Annotated in this window: 15 protein-coding genes and 1 other annotated feature; of the genes, 12 read left to right on the plus strand and 3 right to left on the minus strand. The window is 54.2% G+C overall.

Annotation, left to right across the window (positions count from 1 at the left end; genetic code table 11):
* Positions 1-39 precede the first annotated feature (39 nt).
* Complete coding sequence (gene creD, locus F0Q32_RS10490) at positions 40-1,395, plus strand: cell envelope integrity protein CreD (RefSeq protein WP_149463012.1); 1,356 nt, start codon at positions 40-42, stop codon at positions 1,393-1,395.
* A 69-nt stretch (positions 1,396-1,464) separates the two neighbouring features.
* On the opposite strand, the gene arcA is transcribed toward creD, so the two are convergent.
* Complete coding sequence (gene arcA / locus F0Q32_RS10495) at positions 1,465-2,181, minus strand: two-component system response regulator ArcA (protein ID WP_015966004.1); 717 nt, start codon at positions 2,179-2,181, stop codon at positions 1,465-1,467.
* A gap of 95 nt (positions 2,182-2,276) precedes the next feature.
* Here arcA and yjjY point away from each other — a divergent pair, with 95 nt between their 5' ends.
* The 7 genes from yjjY to F0Q32_RS10530 all read left to right on the plus strand — a co-directional run bounded on the left by yjjY (position 2,277) and on the right by F0Q32_RS10530 (position 9,085).
* Positions 2,277-2,417 carry a protein YjjY gene (gene yjjY, locus F0Q32_RS10500; RefSeq protein ID WP_001622273.1) on the plus strand — a complete coding sequence of 47 codons (141 nt, stop codon included), beginning with the start codon at positions 2,277-2,279 and terminating at the stop codon, positions 2,415-2,417.
* A 399-nt stretch (positions 2,418-2,816) separates the two neighbouring features.
* Entirely contained in the window at positions 2,817-3,503 is a 687-nt protein-coding gene (locus F0Q32_RS10505) for a tRNA/rRNA methyltransferase (protein WP_149463013.1), read from the plus strand.
* A gap of 213 nt (positions 3,504-3,716) precedes the next feature.
* On the plus strand, positions 3,717-3,785 hold the full coding sequence (gene thrL / locus F0Q32_RS26780; protein WP_108475584.1) for a thr operon leader peptide: 69 nt from the start codon (positions 3,717-3,719) through the stop codon (positions 3,783-3,785).
* Positions 3,724-3,841, plus strand: a sequence feature (Thr leader region). Its footprint overlaps the gene before it by 62 nt.
* A 25-nt stretch (positions 3,842-3,866) precedes the next feature.
* Positions 3,867-6,329 (plus strand): bifunctional aspartate kinase/homoserine dehydrogenase I, encoded by a 2,463-nt coding sequence (gene thrA / locus F0Q32_RS10515; RefSeq protein WP_149463014.1) that lies wholly within the window; start codon positions 3,867-3,869, stop codon positions 6,327-6,329.
* 1 nt (position 6,330) lies between these two features.
* A complete protein-coding gene (gene thrB / locus F0Q32_RS10520) occupies positions 6,331-7,260 on the plus strand; it encodes a homoserine kinase (RefSeq protein WP_015966001.1) in 930 nt (309 codons plus the stop codon).
* Between the two features lie 3 nt (positions 7,261-7,263).
* On the plus strand, positions 7,264-8,550 hold the full coding sequence (gene thrC, locus F0Q32_RS10525) for a threonine synthase (RefSeq protein WP_015966000.1): 1,287 nt from the start codon (positions 7,264-7,266) through the stop codon (positions 8,548-8,550).
* A 199-nt stretch (positions 8,551-8,749) separates the two neighbouring features.
* On the plus strand, positions 8,750-9,085 hold the full coding sequence (locus F0Q32_RS10530; protein ID WP_149463015.1) for a DUF2502 domain-containing protein: 336 nt from the start codon (positions 8,750-8,752) through the stop codon (positions 9,083-9,085).
* Positions 9,086-9,121: 36 nt separating this feature from the next.
* Here the strand turns inward: F0Q32_RS10530 and yaaA are convergent, their stop codons facing one another.
* Both yaaA and F0Q32_RS10540 read right to left on the minus strand, forming a co-directional pair.
* A complete protein-coding gene (yaaA, locus tag F0Q32_RS10535) occupies positions 9,122-9,898 on the minus strand; it encodes a peroxide stress protein YaaA (RefSeq protein WP_149463016.1) in 777 nt (258 codons plus the stop codon).
* 77 nt (positions 9,899-9,975) lie between these two features.
* Positions 9,976-11,406, minus strand: coding sequence for a sodium:alanine symporter family protein (locus tag F0Q32_RS10540; RefSeq protein ID WP_149463017.1), 1,431 nt, complete (start codon positions 11,404-11,406; stop codon positions 9,976-9,978).
* A gap of 251 nt (positions 11,407-11,657) precedes the next feature.
* Between F0Q32_RS10540 and tal the strand changes: the two genes are divergently transcribed.
* From tal to F0Q32_RS10560, 4 genes are all read left to right on the plus strand, one after another.
* Entirely contained in the window at positions 11,658-12,611 is a 954-nt protein-coding gene (gene tal, locus F0Q32_RS10545; RefSeq protein WP_015965996.1) for a transaldolase, read from the plus strand.
* A gap of 133 nt (positions 12,612-12,744) precedes the next feature.
* Positions 12,745-13,332 carry a molybdopterin adenylyltransferase gene (gene mog, locus F0Q32_RS10550; RefSeq protein ID WP_149463018.1) on the plus strand — a complete coding sequence of 196 codons (588 nt, stop codon included), beginning with the start codon at positions 12,745-12,747 and terminating at the stop codon, positions 13,330-13,332.
* A 102-nt stretch (positions 13,333-13,434) separates the two neighbouring features.
* Entirely contained in the window at positions 13,435-14,748 is a 1,314-nt protein-coding gene (locus tag F0Q32_RS10555) for an MFS transporter (RefSeq protein WP_149463019.1), read from the plus strand.
* Between the two features lie 56 nt (positions 14,749-14,804).
* Complete coding sequence (locus F0Q32_RS10560) at positions 14,805-15,755, plus strand: Rpn family recombination-promoting nuclease/putative transposase (RefSeq protein WP_149463020.1); 951 nt, start codon at positions 14,805-14,807, stop codon at positions 15,753-15,755.
* Positions 15,756-15,763 lie beyond the last annotated feature (8 nt).

Consider the following 15,763-nt stretch of genomic DNA (forward strand, 5'->3'; position numbering starts at 1 on the left):
TAGCCCGATTACTCTGCTGCCATTGCAAAGGAGAAGGTTATGTCGAAATCAAAATCACCGCTGGCTGTAAAAATTGTTACCCTCGTTGGCACGATGCTGTTGCTGCTAATCCCACTGATGATGGTGAGAGGGCTGATTGTTGAACGTGCGGATTACCGCAGCGTGGTCGAAGAGGCGATCGGCCAAAGCACCAGCGGGCCACAAAAGCTGGTGGGGCCGCTGATCGCCATTCCGGTGACGGAAGTGTATAGCACACTGGAAAATAACCACGAGGTTTCGCAAAAGCGCACGTTTATTCATTTCTGGCTGCCGGAATCATTGATGGTGGAGGGCAATCAGAACGTTGAACCGCGCAAAGTGGGAATCTATGAAGGGCAGGTGTGGAAGACGGACATTAACGTTAAGGCCGAATTTGATACTTCGCGGCTGGAGGCGCTCAACCGCGACAATATCACGTTAGGAAAACCTTTTATGGTGATGGCGGTGGGCGACACGCGCGGCATTGGTGCGGTGAATCCCCCAAGCCTGGACGGCACGCCGTTGCTGGTTGAGCCTGGCACCGGTATTGCCAGAGCGTCGCAGGGGTTGCACGTTCAGTTGCCGAATCTCCCCTTTACGCAGAAGAAATTTAACCTCGATTTCTCGCTGGTTCTGAGCGGTACAGGCAATTTTTCGATGGTACCGCTTGGGCGGAACAGCGAGCTGGTGCTCAACAGCAACTGGCCGCATCCGAACTTTATCGGTGATTTTCTTCCCGTGACCCGCGAGGTCAGTCCCACTGGTTTTCAGGCACGCTGGCAGAGCAGCTGGTTTGCCAATAATCTGGGTGAGCGTTTCGCCGAGGCCGATAAATTTGCCTCGCCAGAACTGCCTTCATTCAGCGTTTCCGTCGCAACACCCGCCGATCACTATCAGTTGACCGACCGCGCTACCAAGTATGCTTTTTTGCTGATTGCCCTGACCTTCACAGCCTTCTTCGTCTTTGAAACGCTCACCGGACGACGCATGCACCCAATGCAGTATCTGCTGGTAGGACTGTCGCTGGTGATGTTCTACTTTTTGCTGCTGGCGCTGTCAGAGCATATCGGCTTTACCATCGCATGGGTAACCGCAAGCCTGGTTGGCGCGTTGATGAACGGGGTGTATCTACAGGCGGTGTTGAAAAGCTGGCGCAGCAGCGTATTGTTTACGCTGGCGTTGCTGGTGCTTGATGGCGTGATGTGGGGGTTACTGCGTTCAGAGGAGAGTTCGTTGCTGTTAGGGACGGGCGTGTTGCTGATGGCATTGTGCGGCGTGATGTTCCTGACGCGAAATTTCGACTGGTATGCGCTGGGTGCGCCAAAAGCGCCAAAACTGCCCTTGCCGGAAAGTGATGAGTTACGAATCTGGAAATAAGGCTTTGTAGAACCGGCAAGCGAAGCTAACCGACAGAAACGAAAACGGCGCTCAATGCGCCGTTTTTAATTATTCCTGCAGTTCGCCGCAGAAGCGGTAACCTTCACCATGGATGGTGGCAATGATTTCCGGCGTGTCCGGCGTAGATTCGAAATGCTTACGAATACGACGAATGGTCACGTCAACGGTACGGTCATGCGGCTTCAGCTCGCGACCGGTCATTTTTTTCAGCAGTTCAGCACGAGACTGAATCTTGCCTGGGTTTTCGCAGAAGTGCAGCATCGCGCGGAATTCGCTACGCGGCAGCTTATACTGCTCACCGTTAGGGCTCACCAGAGAACGGCTGTTGATGTCCAGTTCCCAACCGTTGAACTTGTAGCTTTCCACGCTGCGACGTTCTTCGCTGACGGTACCCAGGTTCATGGTACGAGAAAGCAGGTTACGCGCACGGATGGTCAGTTCACGCGGGTTGAACGGTTTGGTGATGTAATCGTCAGCACCGATTTCCAGGCCGAGGATTTTGTCGACTTCATTGTCGCGTCCGGTCAGGAACATCAGCGCTACGTTTGCTTGCTCGCGCAGTTCGCGTGCCAGCAGAAGGCCGTTTTTCCCTGGCAGGTTGATATCCATGATCACCAGGTTGATATCATTTTCAGAGAGGATCTGATGCATTTCCGCGCCATCGGTCGCTTCGAAAACATCGTAGCCTTCTGCTTCGAAAATACTTTTTAACGTGTTGCGTGTTACCAACTCGTCTTCAACGATAAGAATGTGCGGGGTCTGCATGTTTGCTACCTAAATTGCCAACTAAATCGAAACAGGAAGTACAAAAGTCCCTGACCTGCCTGATGCATGTCGTAAATTAACATCACCGGCGTAACATGACTAAAGTACGTAATTGCGTTCTTGATGCACTTTCCATCAACGTCAACAACATCATTAGCTTGGTCGTGGGTACTTTCCCTCTGGACCCGACAGTGTCAAAAACGGTTGTCATCCTAACCATTTTAACAGCAACATAACAGGCTAAGAGGCACCAGACAGCCAATAAACCTACGCTTCGTTGACATATATCAAGTTCAATTGTAGCACGTTAACAGTTTGGTGAAATCATCGCTGCTAAATGCTAACGCTTGTCACATTTTTCCACAACTCAATTAGTTGCGTAGATTAACTGATAAATGCGTTGAATCCAATGGTGATGAGCTAAACAGCACGAAAATAGTATTTATAAACATGAGGATATATAAGCTCTGTTAACATTAAAGCACATAGTTTCTGTCATGAATAGTTTAGTATCTTTTATATGTTATGAAACATCATTTCAGTGATTTTTGTTGCAATTTTGTAAATTCGCGCTGCGCAATATGTTGAACTACATCACATTTTTGCCGCACCACCCGTAAGAAAGAGAACTTTAAATGCGCTTATCGATAGTGCTGGTTTCACCAGCAAGAGCTGAAAATATCGGCGCCGCCGCAAGAGCCATGAAAACCATGGGGTTTAGCGACCTGCGCATTGTGGATAGCGAGGCCCATCTGGAGCCCGCTACCCGCTGGGTCGCACATGGATCTGGCGATATCATTGATAACATCACCTGTTATTCCACCCTTGCCGATGCGCTGCATGACGTTGATTTTACTGTCGCTACGACCGCGCGCAGCCGGGCAAAGTTCCATTACTACGCTACGCCGCAGGAACTTTTGCCGATGCTTGCGGAAAAAGCGCAGTGGATGGGGCACGCCGCGCTGGTGTTTGGCCGCGAAGATTCCGGGCTGACCAACGATGAACTGGCGTTGGCTGACGTACTGACTGGCGTGCCAATGGTGGCGGATTATCCGTCGCTGAACCTCGGCCAGGCGGTGATGGTGTACTGTTATCAGCTCTCCTCCCTGTTGCAGCATGCGCCGCAACCGGTCACTACCGGAGGCGAAAACCAGCTACAGGCATTACGTGCGCGAATCACTGCGCTGCTGTCTCAACTGGCGGTCGCCGATGATGTAAAACTGGCTGACTGGCTGCAACAACGGATCGGCTTACTTGAACAGCGGGATACGGCAATGTTGCATCGTTTGCTGCATGATATTGAAAAAAAACTCACAGAGTAAAACTCTGTTGATTATTTGTTTTTTGGCGTTAAGGTCTGCTTTGTTGCGTGATTGTTGGCTTATAAGGTTAAAAATTCCCGCACTTGTGGCGTGATGTGAAGTGGTTGCGAAACGTGACGAACTTAAAAATTCGTTGACTTAAGCGGGCAGATACTTTAACCAATATAGGTACAGCGCACAGACAGCGTAAAAATAACAGAGCACACAACATCCATGATTCGCATCAGCATGATTATCACCATGACAACCACCACTATTACCACAGGTAACGGTGCGGGCTGACGCGTACAGGAAACACAGAAAAAAGCCCGCACCTAAACAGTGCGGGCTTTTTTTTCGACCAAAGGTAACGAGGTAACAACCATGCGAGTCTTGAAGTTCGGCGGTACATCAGTGGCAAATGCAGAACGTTTTCTGCGTGTTGCCGATATCCTGGAGAGTAACGCCAGGCAGGGGCAGGTAGCGACCGTGCTCTCTGCCCCGGCGAAAATCACTAACCACCTGGTGGCAATGATCGAAAAAACCATCGGCGGGGTGGATGCTCTCTCCAATATCGACGACGCTGAACGCATTTTTTCCGAACTTCTTCAGGGGCTTGCTGCGGCCCAGCCGGGGTTCCCGCTGGTTGAACTGAAACAAACGGTTGACAGCGAATTTGCCCAAATCAAACACATTTTGCATGGTATCAGCCTGCTGGGTCAGTGCCCGGACGGCGTAAACGCCGGGCTCATTTGCCGGGGCGAAAAACTCTCTATCGCCATTATGGCGGGGCTGCTGCGTGCTCGCGGCCACAACGTGACGGTTATCGATCCGGTCGAAAAACTGCTGGCGAATGGTCATTACCTCGAATCTACCGTGGATATCGCTGAATCCACCCGCCGCATTGCCGCGAGCCAGATCCCGGCTGACCATATGATCCTGATGGCGGGCTTTACTGCGGGTAACGAGAAGGGCGAACTGGTCGTGCTGGGTCGTAATGGCTCAGATTACTCCGCCGCCGTGCTGGCGGCCTGTTTGCGTGCCGACTGTTGTGAAATCTGGACCGATGTCGATGGCGTGTATACCTGCGATCCGAGACAGGTACCTGACGCCCGCCTGCTGAAGAGTATGTCGTATCAGGAGGCCATGGAGCTCTCCTACTTCGGCGCGAAAGTCCTTCATCCTCGTACCATTGCCCCCATCGCTCAGTTCCAGATCCCTTGCCTGATTAAAAACACCGGAAATCCACAAGCGCCAGGTACGCTAATTGGCGGCAGCAGCGCGGAAGATGATTTACCGGTGAAGGGCATTTCTAACCTTAACAACATGGCGATGTTCAGCGTCTCCGGCCCGGGCATGAAGGGCATGGTGGGCATGGCGGCACGCGTGTTCGCCACCATGTCGCGTGCGGGTATCTCCGTCGTGTTGATCACTCAATCGTCGTCCGAGTACAGCATCAGCTTCTGCGTACCGCAAAGCGACTGCGCGCGGGCGAAGAAGGCGATGGAAGATGAGTTCTACCTGGAACTGAAAGAAGGGCTTCTGGAACCGCTGGCGATTATGGAACGTCTGGCGATTATCTCCGTCGTCGGCGACGGCATGCGTACCCTGCGCGGGATTTCTGCGAAGTTCTTTGCCGCACTGGCGCGTGCCAATATCAACATCGTGGCGATTGCCCAGGGCTCGTCAGAGCGCTCGATTTCCGTGGTGGTCAGCAATGACGATGCCACTACCGGGGTTCGCGTCACCCATCAGATGCTGTTCAACACCGACCAGGTGATTGAAGTGTTTGTAGTAGGCGTCGGCGGCGTCGGCGGGGCGCTGCTGGAGCAAATCAAGCGCCAGCAGGCATGGCTGAAAAACAAACATATCGACCTGCGCGTGTGCGGCGTGGCGAATTCAAAAGCGCTGCTCACCAGTGTGCACGGTCTGAACCTGGAAAACTGGCAGGCGGAACTGGCTGAAGCAAAAGAGCCGTTTAACCTTGGCCGCCTGATTCGCCTGGTGAAAGAGTATCACCTGCTCAATCCGGTGATTGTTGACTGTACCTCCAGCCAGGCTGTTGCCGATCAATATGCTGACTTCCTTCGCGAAGGCTTCCACGTGGTCACGCCGAACAAAAAGGCCAACACGTCGTCGATGGATTACTATCACCAGCTGCGCCACGCGGCAGAGAAATCGCGCCGTAAATTCCTCTACGACACCAACGTCGGCGCGGGCCTGCCGGTGATCGAAAACCTGCAAAACCTGCTAAATGCGGGTGATGAGCTGCAACGTTTTTCCGGCATTCTTTCCGGCTCCCTGTCGTTTATCTTCGGCAAACTGGATGAAGGCATGAGTTTCTCTGAAGCAACAAAAGTGGCGCGCGAAATGGGCTATACCGAACCCGACCCGCGTGATGACCTCTCAGGGATGGACGTGGCGCGTAAGCTACTTATTTTAGCCCGCGAAACCGGACGTAGCCTCGAATTGAGTGATATGGTGGTGGAGTCGGTGCTGCCGGAAAGCTTCGACGCTTCGGGTGATACCGAAAGCTTTATGGCGCGTCTGCCGCAGCTGGATGACGAATTTTCCGCCCGCGTGGCGAAAGCGCGCGATGAAGGTAAAGTGCTGCGCTACGTCGGTAACATTGACGAAGACGGCGTGTGCCGCGTGAAGATCGACGCCGTTGACGGTAACGATCCGCTCTACAAAGTTAAAAACGGCGAGAACGCGCTGGCGTTTTACAGCCACTATTATCAACCGCTGCCGCTGGTTCTGCGCGGCTACGGTGCGGGGAACGACGTCACGGCCGCCGGGGTGTTCGCTGACCTGTTGCGTACCCTGTCATGGAAGTTAGGAGTTTAAGATGGTTAAAGTATATGCCCCGGCTTCCAGTGCCAATATGAGCGTCGGGTTCGATGTATTGGGTGCGGCGGTGACGCCTGTCGACGGAAGCCTGTTGGGCGATAACGTGTCGGTAGACGCAGCGGAAAGCTTCAGCCTGCGTAATGTCGGGCGCTTTGCCGATAAATTACCGACTGAGCCAAAAGAGAATATCGTTTATCAGTGCTGGGAACGTTACTGCCAGGAGATCGGCAAAACCGTTCCGGTGGCGATGACGCTCGAAAAAAATATGCCGATTGGTTCCGGGCTGGGTTCCAGCGCCTGTTCCGTGGTGGCGGCGCTGGTGGCGCTGAATGAATTCTGCGGTAAGCCGCTGGACGAAACCCGCATGCTGGCCCTGATGGGCGAGATGGAAGGGCGAATCTCCGGCAGCGTGCATTACGACAACGTCGCGCCGTGCTATCTGGGCGGAATGCAGTTGATGATTGAAGAAAACGGCATCATCAGCCAGCAGGTTCCGGGGTTTGATGAATGGCTGTGGGTGCTGGCATACCCCGGCATCAAAGTCTCGACGGCGGAAGCGCGGGCGATTTTGCCTGCCCAGTATCGCCGTCAGGATTGCATTGCGCATGGCCGCCATCTGGCCGGCTTTATTCATGCCTGTTATTCCCGTCAGCCTCTGCTGGCGGCGAAATTGATGAAAGATGTGATTGCCGAACCGTATCGCACCAAACTGCTGCCAGGCTTCAGCCAGGCGCGTCAGGCGGTGGCGGAAATTGGCGCACTCGCCTGTGGTATTTCAGGTTCCGGGCCAACGCTGTTCGCCCTGTGTGATAAACCGGATACCGCGCAGCGCGTGGCCGACTGGCTGGGCAAACATTATCTGCAAAATCAGGAAGGCTTCGTTCATATTTGCCGGCTGGACACGGCGGGCGCACGAGTAGTGGGATAACCGATGAAACTCTATAACTTAAAAGATCACAACGAGCAGGTCAGCTTCGCGCAGGCCATCACCCAGGGCCTGGGCAAGAATCAGGGGCTGTTTTTCCCGCACGACCTGCCGGAGTTCAACCTCACCGAGGTGGATGAGATGCTGGAAATGGACTTCGTGCCGCGCAGCGCGAAAATCCTCTCCGCGTTCATCGGCGATGAAATCCCGCAGGAGCTGCTTGAAGAGCGCGTCCGCGCGGCCTTTGCCTTCCCGGCACCCGTAAGTCAGGTGCAGGAAGATGTCGGCTGTCTGGAGCTGTTCCATGGCCCGACCCTGGCATTTAAAGACTTTGGTGGCCGCTTTATGGCGCAAATGCTGACCCATATCAGCGGCGACAAACCGGTGACTATCCTGACCGCGACCTCTGGCGATACCGGTGCAGCGGTGGCGCATGCGTTTTATGGCCTGCCAAACGTACGCGTGGTTATCCTTTACCCGCGCGGCAAAATCAGCCCGTTGCAGGAAAAACTGTTCTGTACGCTGGGCGGCAACATTGAAACTGTGGCTATTGACGGCGATTTCGATGCCTGCCAGGCACTGGTGAAACAGGCCTTCGACGACGAAGAACTGAAAGTGGCGCTGGGGCTTAACTCGGCTAACTCCATCAACATCAGCCGCCTGCTGGCGCAGATTTGCTACTACTTTGAAGCGGTTGCGCAATTGCCGCAGGAAGCCCGCAACCAACTGGTGGTCTCCGTGCCAAGCGGTAACTTCGGTGACCTGACCGCAGGCTTGCTGGCGAAATCCCTTGGCCTGCCGGTGAAACGCTTTATCGCCGCGACTAACGTCAATGACACCGTACCGCGCTTCCTGCAACAGGGCGAGTGGGCGCCGAAATCGACACAGGCGACGCTGTCTAACGCCATGGATGTCAGCCAGCCAAACAACTGGCCGCGCGTGGAAGAGCTGTTCCGCCGCAAAATCTGGCGTCTGAACGAGCTGGGCTATGCGGCGGTGGATGATGAAACCACCAAAGCGACCATGCGTGAACTGCGTGGGCTGGGGTATTTGTCTGAGCCTCACGCGGCGGTGGCTTACCGCGCGCTGCGCGATCAGCTCAACCCAGGCGAATATGGTCTGTTCCTTGGCACGGCGCATCCGGCGAAGTTTAAAGAGAGCGTGGAAGAAATTCTGCAGGAAACATTACCGTTACCGAAAGAACTGGCGGATCGTGCCGACTTGCCATTGCTCTCTCATAACCTGCCGGCAGATTTCGCTGCCCTTCGCCAGCTGATGATGAGCAAGGCGTAATTCGCAGGCGTTATCTCCTGATTGCCCGTTAAGCGGGCAATTATGAAGAGAATGTGGAAGGAAAAAGCAGGAAAAACGCAGGAATTACCAATAGATGCGGGCCATCACAGAATAGGATTGCGGAGAATAACAACCGTCGTCCTATAAGGTTATTCTTATCTCATAGGCCGAAAGGCAGATCATGAATGAGGAATAACCTATGTCGAAGTTGAAACCTGTGATCCTTGCACTCTCTATGATGCTGGTGGCTCCGGCGATGGTTCATGCAGCAGAAATTACGCTGGTGCCTTCTGTTAAGCTCCAGATCGGCGATCGCGATAACAACGGTAATTACTGGGACGGCGGTCACTGGCGTGACCGTGATTACTGGCATAACCACTATGAGTGGCGCGATAACCGCTGGCATGCCCACAAGCCACCGAAACCGCATCATGATAATCGTGATAAGCACAAGCATTACGATAACCATGGCGGACCCGGTAATCATGGTGGTAAGAATGATTATCGCCCCGGCCAGGGGAACGGTCATCGTTAACGCATTTACGGCGCGGTATTTACCGCGCCGTTTTGTTTATGCCTGCTCGTGACGTTTAAATACCAGCTCATCTGCGGCGGATGATGCTTCATCGAAGAAATAGCCTTCACTGTTAAATGTCGTTAGCTGTTCCGGCTTCGTCAGGCGATTCTCAATGATAAAGCGACTCATCAGCCCGCGAGCTTTCTTGGCATAAAAGCTAATCACTTTGAACTTACCGTTTTTCTCATCAAGGAAGACGGGTTTAATAATGCGGCCCTTCAGCGTCTTTGGTTTTACCGATTTGAAATACTCATCGGACGCCAGATTGACCATAATGTCATCGCCCTGTGAGTCCAGCGCCGCATTCAGTTTTTCCGTGATGATGTCGCCCCAGAACTGGTACAGGTCTTTCCCGCGCGCGTTTTCCAGACGAATGCCCATCTCCAGACGGTAAGGCTGCATTAAATCCAGCGGACGCAGCACACCGTACAGGCCGGAAAGCATGCGCAGGTGTTTCTGGGCGAAATCGAAATCCGCCTCGCTGAAGGTTTCTGCCTGCAGGCCCGTGTAGACGTCGCCTTTAAAGGCCAGAATCGCCTGGCGGGCGTTGTCCGGCGTGAAGTCAGGCTGCCAGTCGTGGAAGCGGGTGGCGTTGAGATCCGCCAGCTTGTCGCTAATGCCCATCAGCTTTTTGATTTGCGGCGCGGAAAGTTTTCGCGCTTCGCGAATCAGCTGTTGAGAGTGATCCAGCAGCTCGGGCTGGGTGTAGCGCGTGGTCGCCAGCTCGCTTTGATAATCGAGCGTCTTCGCGGGGGAGATCAGAATCAGCATATCCAGTCCTTACTAAAAATTTCACTCAACTTTAACAAAAAAAGCGGGTGAGCGGATCGATTGCTGTGATTGCCGCGCTATTCGCGCGGCGGCTCATCCCACGTGCCAGGGGCCAGTTGCTGTTCGATATCCGGGTAATAGCGGGCAGTGAACACCGGTTGCACGCCCAGTTTTCTCTGACGCAGATAGTCGCGGGCGATAATGCGCACAACCGGAGAAAGCAACAGCAAAGCCGTCATGTTAGTGATCGCCATCAACGCCATAATGACATCGGCTAATTGCCAGACCACAGGCAGACTGAGCAGGCTTCCTGCCAGCACCATTAACACGGTGACAATGCGTAAAATCCACACATTGGATCGCGTGTGTAACCGCAAAAAGTAGAGGTTATTTTTGGCGTAAAGATAGTTGCCGACAATTGAGCTCAAGGCGAAAAGCACCATGATAAAGGCGACAAAACCTGCGCCCCAACTGCCCACCAACAAACTCATCGACTGTTGAATGAGATGGATGCCGCTATGGGTGACTATTTCCGTGTCATGCCCGGAAAGCAGGACGACCATCGCGCTGGCACTGCAAATAATAATCGTATCAATGAAGACGCCGATCATCTGCACGATACCCTGCGCGGCAGGGTGCGGCGGCCAGGAGGAAGCCGCCGCCGCGATATTCGGCGTTGAGCCCATTCCCGCTTCATTAGAGAACATACCGCGCTGGAAACCGTTAGTTAAGGCCTGACTGATGGTATAACCCACAGCGCCAGACGCGGCTTCCTGCCAGCCAAATGCGCTACGCACGATCATCTCAAGCAGTGCCGGCACTTCTACCGCGTGCCACAGACTGATCAGCAGGCTTGCGCCGACCCACAGAAGCGACATCAGCGGCGCAACCCACTGCATCATGCGCGCGATGCTTTTCAGCGAGCGTGTGATCAACAAAATAATCACCAGAGCAGCAATCAGGCCAGTGACGAGCTTTGGCGTATCGAAGGCGAATTCCAGTGCGCGCGCCATCGAATTGGCCTGCACTGTATTAAAAATCAGGCCATAGGCCAGCAACAGGAAAATGGAGAACACCACCCCCATCCAGCGCATCCCCAGACCACGCGCCATATACCAGGCGGGGCCGCCGCGATACTGACCACTCTCGTCTTTTTCTTTATAAAGTTGCGCGAGGGAGGATTCGGCGAAACTGCTGGCCATGCCAATAAAGGCTGACACCCACATCCAGAAAACTGCGCCGGGCCCGCCGACGGTGATGGCGATGGCGACGCCCGCCAGATTGCCGCTGCCAACGCGTGCGGCCAGGCTAACGCATAACACCTGAAATGAGGTTAAACCGCCTTTTTGCGGCGTCAGGCTACCTTTCAGACTTTTACCAAACTGGCGTATATAGCGAAACTGAACGTAACCGGTGCGCCAGGTAAACCAGACTCCGCATCCGAGGAGCAGGTAGATCATCACCGAACCCCAAAGGATTTCGCCGATAAAAGAGAGAAAATCAGGCATTAAACGTCCTCTTGTTTATGCCGAAACAGGGGCCCGATGTGCGAAATTACCGCGAAAAGCACGATTCGATTCAGCCCGTGTAAGCGTTACCAGTTTAAGGGCAAACCGTTGCCAGCCCTGAATGTTGAATGAATCAGTTTATCATACTCTGCGCTCTCGGGACTGCGGCAGTTGCGCTGACGTTGGGGCGTGATATCATCGAAGAAGACCGGTTACATCCCCCTAACAGCTGTTTAAAGAGAAACACTATCATGACGGACAAATTGACATCTCTACGTCAGTACACAACCGTAGTGGCTGACACCGGAGACATCGCGGCGATGAAGCTGTATCAGCCTCAGGATGCGACAACTAACCCTTCTCTGATTCTGGGCGCCGCTCAGATCCCTGAGTACCGTAAACTGATTGACGAAGCGATTGCCTGGGCGCGTAGCCAGAGCAGCGATCGCGCGCAGCAGGTTGTCGATGCTACCGATAAGCTGGCCGTAAACATTGGCCTGGAAATCCTGAAACTGGTCCCGGGCCGTATCTCAACTGAAGTGGATGCGCGCCTTTCTTATGATACCGACGCGTCTATCGCCAAAGCGAAACGTCTGATCAAGCTTTACAACGATGCTGGCATCAGCAACGACCGTATCCTGATCAAACTGGCGTCCACCTGGCAGGGCATTCGTGCCGCTGAGCAGCTGGAAAAAGACGGTATCAACTGTAACCTGACGCTGCTGTTCTCCTTCGCGCAGGCTCGCGCTTGTGCAGAAGCCGGCGTGTTCCTGATCTCCCCGTTCGTGGGTCGTATTCTTGACTGGTATAAAGCCAATACCGACAAGAAAGAGTACGCACCGGCAGAAGACCCAGGTGTGGTTTCTGTTAGCGAAATCTACGAATATTACAAACAGCACGGCTATGAAACTGTCGTGATGGGCGCAAGCTTCCGTAATATCGGCGAAATTCTGGAACTGGCTGGCTGTGACCGCCTGACCATCGCGCCGGCCCTGCTGAAAGAGCTGGCTGAAAGCGAAGGCGCTATCGAGCGTAAACTGGCTTACACCGGCGAAGTGAAAGCGCGTCCGGCGCGTATCACTGAGTCTGAGTTCCTGTGGCAGCATAATCAGGACCCGATGGCCGTTGATAAACTGGCGGAAGGTATCCGTAAGTTTGCTATCGACCAGGAAAAACTGGAAAAAATGATCGGCGACCTGCTGTAATTCAGCCTTAGGTTCCGCATAAATAACCCGCGCTTCGTTATGAAGGCGGGTTATTTTTTTATCTGTGTCATGCGATCGCCCGTTATTCCCGTGTATCATTTCGCCTAACAGTACAAGTTTGAACGGAATGACTATGAACACTTTACGTATCGGCCTGGTGTCAATCTCTGACCGCGCATCCAGCGGCGTTTATCAGGATAAAGGTATCCCGGCCCTCGAAGCGTGGCTCGGCAAAACTCTGACCACCCCTTTTGAACTCCAGACGCGTCTGATCCCCGATGAACAACCTATCATCGAGCAAACCCTGTGTGAGCTGGTGGATGAAATGAGCTGTCATCTGGTGCTGACGACTGGCGGTACAGGCCCGGCTCGTCGCGATGTCACGCCGGATGCCACGCTGGCGATTGCCGACCGGGTGATGCCGGGCTTTGGCGAACAAATGCGTCAGGTGAGCCTGCACTTTGTGCCTACCGCAATCCTCTCCCGCCAGGTTGGCGTGATCCGCAAACAGGCGTTAATCCTTAATCTGCCGGGTCAGCCGAAAGCGATTGAGGAAACGCTGGAAGGCGTTAAAGACGCGGAAGGAAAAGTGTTGGTCAACGGTATCTTTGCCAGCGTGCCTTACTGTATACAGCTGCTGGAAGGGCCGTACATTGAAACCGACAGCCAGGTGGTAGCAGCTTTTCGCCCGAAAAGCGCGCGTCGCGAAACGAACGCCTGAAAGTAACGCATTCATGAGATAACCTTCCGCCTCGCTGGAGTGGCGATTTCCTTACGGTATATTAACTTTTAGTTTACATATGCCGTAAGGGGCGAAGGTTTCATGTCACACTATGCACGACCTCTCAATCGACAGGATTATAAAACTCTGACGCTCGCCGCGCTTGGCGGGGCACTGGAGTTTTATGACTTCATCATTTTCGTCTTCTTCGCTGCCGTCATTGGCGAGCTTTTCTTCCCGGCGGATATCCCCGAATGGCTGCGACAGGTACAGACTTTCGGCATCTTTGCGGCCGGCTATCTGGCGCGCCCGCTAGGCGGCATTGTGATGGCGCATTTCGGTGACATCGTCGGGCGTAAGAAGATGTTTACTCTGAGCATTCTGCTGATGGCCGTGCCAACGCTGGCGATGGGCCTGCTGCCAACCTATGCCAGCGCCGGGCTTGCTGCGCCGCTGCTTCTGTTGCTGATGCGCATTCTTCAGGGGGCGGCTATTGGCGGCGAAGTGCCGGGGGCATGGGTGTTTGTCGCTGAGCATGTGCCCGCAAGGCGTACAGGTATCGCCTGCGGAACGCTGACGGCGGGGCTGACGGTCGGCATTTTGCTGGGCTCCGTGGTGGCGACGTTAATTAACACCAATATGACGACGCAAACCATTCACGATGGTGGTTGGCGAATTCCGTTCCTGCTGGGCGGTGCATTTGGCCTGGTGGCGATGTATCTGCGGCGCTGGTTGCAGGAGACGCCCATTTTTCTCGAAATGCAGCAGCGTAAGACACTGGCTCAGGAATTTCCGGTGAAGGCCGTGGTGCTCCGCCACCGGAAAGCCGTGGTGGTATCGATGCTACTAACCTGGCTGCTCTCCGCAGGGATTGTGGTGGTGATCCTGATGTCGCCGGTCTGGCTGCAAAAACACTACGGCTTTGCACCTGCTCTGACGCTTCAGGCTAACAGTCTCGCGACCGTCATGCTCTGTGTTGGTTGCCTGATTGCCGGGCTGGTGGTGGACCGATGGGGAGCCAGTCGCACCTTTATCCTCGGCAGCCTGCTGTTGGGGACCTCCAGTTGGATCTTCTATCATTTTGCCGGGCTCAGCGTGGCGCATCTGTTTGGGCTTTATGGGCTGGTCGGTTTGTGCGTCGGCGTGGTCGGCGCGGTGCCTTACGTCATGGTGCGCGCGTTTCCTCCGGCAGTACGTTTTAGCGGGATCTCCTTTTCTTATAACGTCTCGTACGCCATCTTTGGCGGCCTGACGCCAGTGGTGGTGACGTTACTGATGAGCGTCTCGCCGCTGGCTCCGGCATGGTACGTACTGGCGTTGTCGCTACTGGGCCTGGTCCTGGGGATAGCGTTGCGACAGGATGCGCAGGAGGAGGGGAATTACGAGCAGGCTTCCAGATTAGATACGCATTCCTGACAGGCACGCGCGGCGGAGTAATACTGCGCCGCGAATCGGCTTATCAGGAGGAAACGATGACAGGGAAAGTCTCAGCAGGGCCGCACGATGCCTTTTTTCGCCAGGTGATGACACAGCCCGATGCGGCGCGCGATTTTCTGGATATTCATCTTCCGCAAGATGTACGCGCGATGTGTGATTTAAGTACGCTCCAGCTGGAGTCCGGTAACTTTATTGAAGACGACCTACGCGCCCGCTATTCCGATGTGCTGTGGTCGGTGCAGATGAACCAGCAAAAAGGCTACCTGTACGCGCTGATTGAGCATCAAAGTAAACCGGATAAACAGATGACCCAACGGCTGATGCGCTACTCGCTGGCGGCGATGCAGCGCCATGTTGAAGCGGGTCATGAAACGTTGCCGGTGGTTGTACCGATTCTGTTCTACCACGGCGCGACGCGGCCTTATCCCTACTCGATGTGCTGGTTTGATGCATTTTCCGATGCGGAGCTGGCAAAGCGGATCTACACGGCTCCCTTTCCGTTAGTTGATATTACCGAAGTCCCGGACGACGCGATTCTTACCCATCGGCGGATCGCGATTCTTGAGTTCCTGCAAAAGCATATCCGTCAGCGCGATCTCATGGCCCTGACGGCATCGCTGGTCAAGCTTTTACAGGCGGGATACACTTCGGATAGTCAGCTGCGAACCGCGCTGACGTATATCCTACAGGTCGGTTTCACCGAAGATAAAAGCGCATTTTTTCGCGAACTGGCGGAAGGCGTATCGCAGCAGGGAGAAATTATCATGACATTGGCTGAGGAACTGAGACAGGAAGGTCTTGCGCAGGGGCTTGAACAAGGAATTGAACAAGGAATTGAACAAGGTCTGGTGCAAGGCCTGGAAAAAGGCCGCGAAGAAGCCACGTTTAAAATCGCTCAGGCGATGATCGCAAGCGGTATCGATCGGCTACAGATTTTACAGCTGACGGGGCTTTCGGAAGAGATGCTGGAAACGCTGGCGCGCTGATGTCGGAT

It is taken from the genome of Pseudocitrobacter sp. 73, assembly GCF_008369545.1.
Lineage (GTDB): Bacteria > Pseudomonadota > Gammaproteobacteria > Enterobacterales > Enterobacteriaceae > Pseudocitrobacter > Pseudocitrobacter vendiensis.

Coding starts and splice junctions, on each gene's coding strand:
- thrB (WP_015966001.1), top strand. CDS start 6,331: ATGGTTAAAGTATATGCCCCGGCTTCCAGTGCCAATATGAGCGTCGGG.
- tal (WP_015965996.1), top strand. CDS start 11,658: ATGACGGACAAATTGACATCTCTACGTCAGTACACAACCGTAGTGGCT.
- yaaA (WP_149463016.1), bottom strand. CDS start 9,898: ATGCTGATTCTGATCTCCCCCGCGAAGACGCTCGATTATCAAAGCGAG.
- F0Q32_RS10555 (WP_149463019.1), top strand. CDS start 13,435: ATGTCACACTATGCACGACCTCTCAATCGACAGGATTATAAAACTCTG.
- mog (WP_149463018.1), top strand. CDS start 12,745: ATGAACACTTTACGTATCGGCCTGGTGTCAATCTCTGACCGCGCATCC.
- F0Q32_RS10560 (WP_149463020.1), top strand. CDS start 14,805: ATGACAGGGAAAGTCTCAGCAGGGCCGCACGATGCCTTTTTTCGCCAG.
- creD (WP_149463012.1), top strand. CDS start 40: ATGTCGAAATCAAAATCACCGCTGGCTGTAAAAATTGTTACCCTCGTT.
- thrC (WP_015966000.1), top strand. CDS start 7,264: ATGAAACTCTATAACTTAAAAGATCACAACGAGCAGGTCAGCTTCGCG.
- F0Q32_RS10540 (WP_149463017.1), bottom strand. CDS start 11,406: ATGCCTGATTTTCTCTCTTTTATCGGCGAAATCCTTTGGGGTTCGGTG.
- F0Q32_RS10530 (WP_149463015.1), top strand. CDS start 8,750: ATGTCGAAGTTGAAACCTGTGATCCTTGCACTCTCTATGATGCTGGTG.
- F0Q32_RS10505 (WP_149463013.1), top strand. CDS start 2,817: ATGCGCTTATCGATAGTGCTGGTTTCACCAGCAAGAGCTGAAAATATC.
- yjjY (WP_001622273.1), top strand. CDS start 2,277: ATGACTAAAGTACGTAATTGCGTTCTTGATGCACTTTCCATCAACGTC.
- arcA (WP_015966004.1), bottom strand. CDS start 2,181: ATGCAGACCCCGCACATTCTTATCGTTGAAGACGAGTTGGTAACACGC.
- thrA (WP_149463014.1), top strand. CDS start 3,867: ATGCGAGTCTTGAAGTTCGGCGGTACATCAGTGGCAAATGCAGAACGT.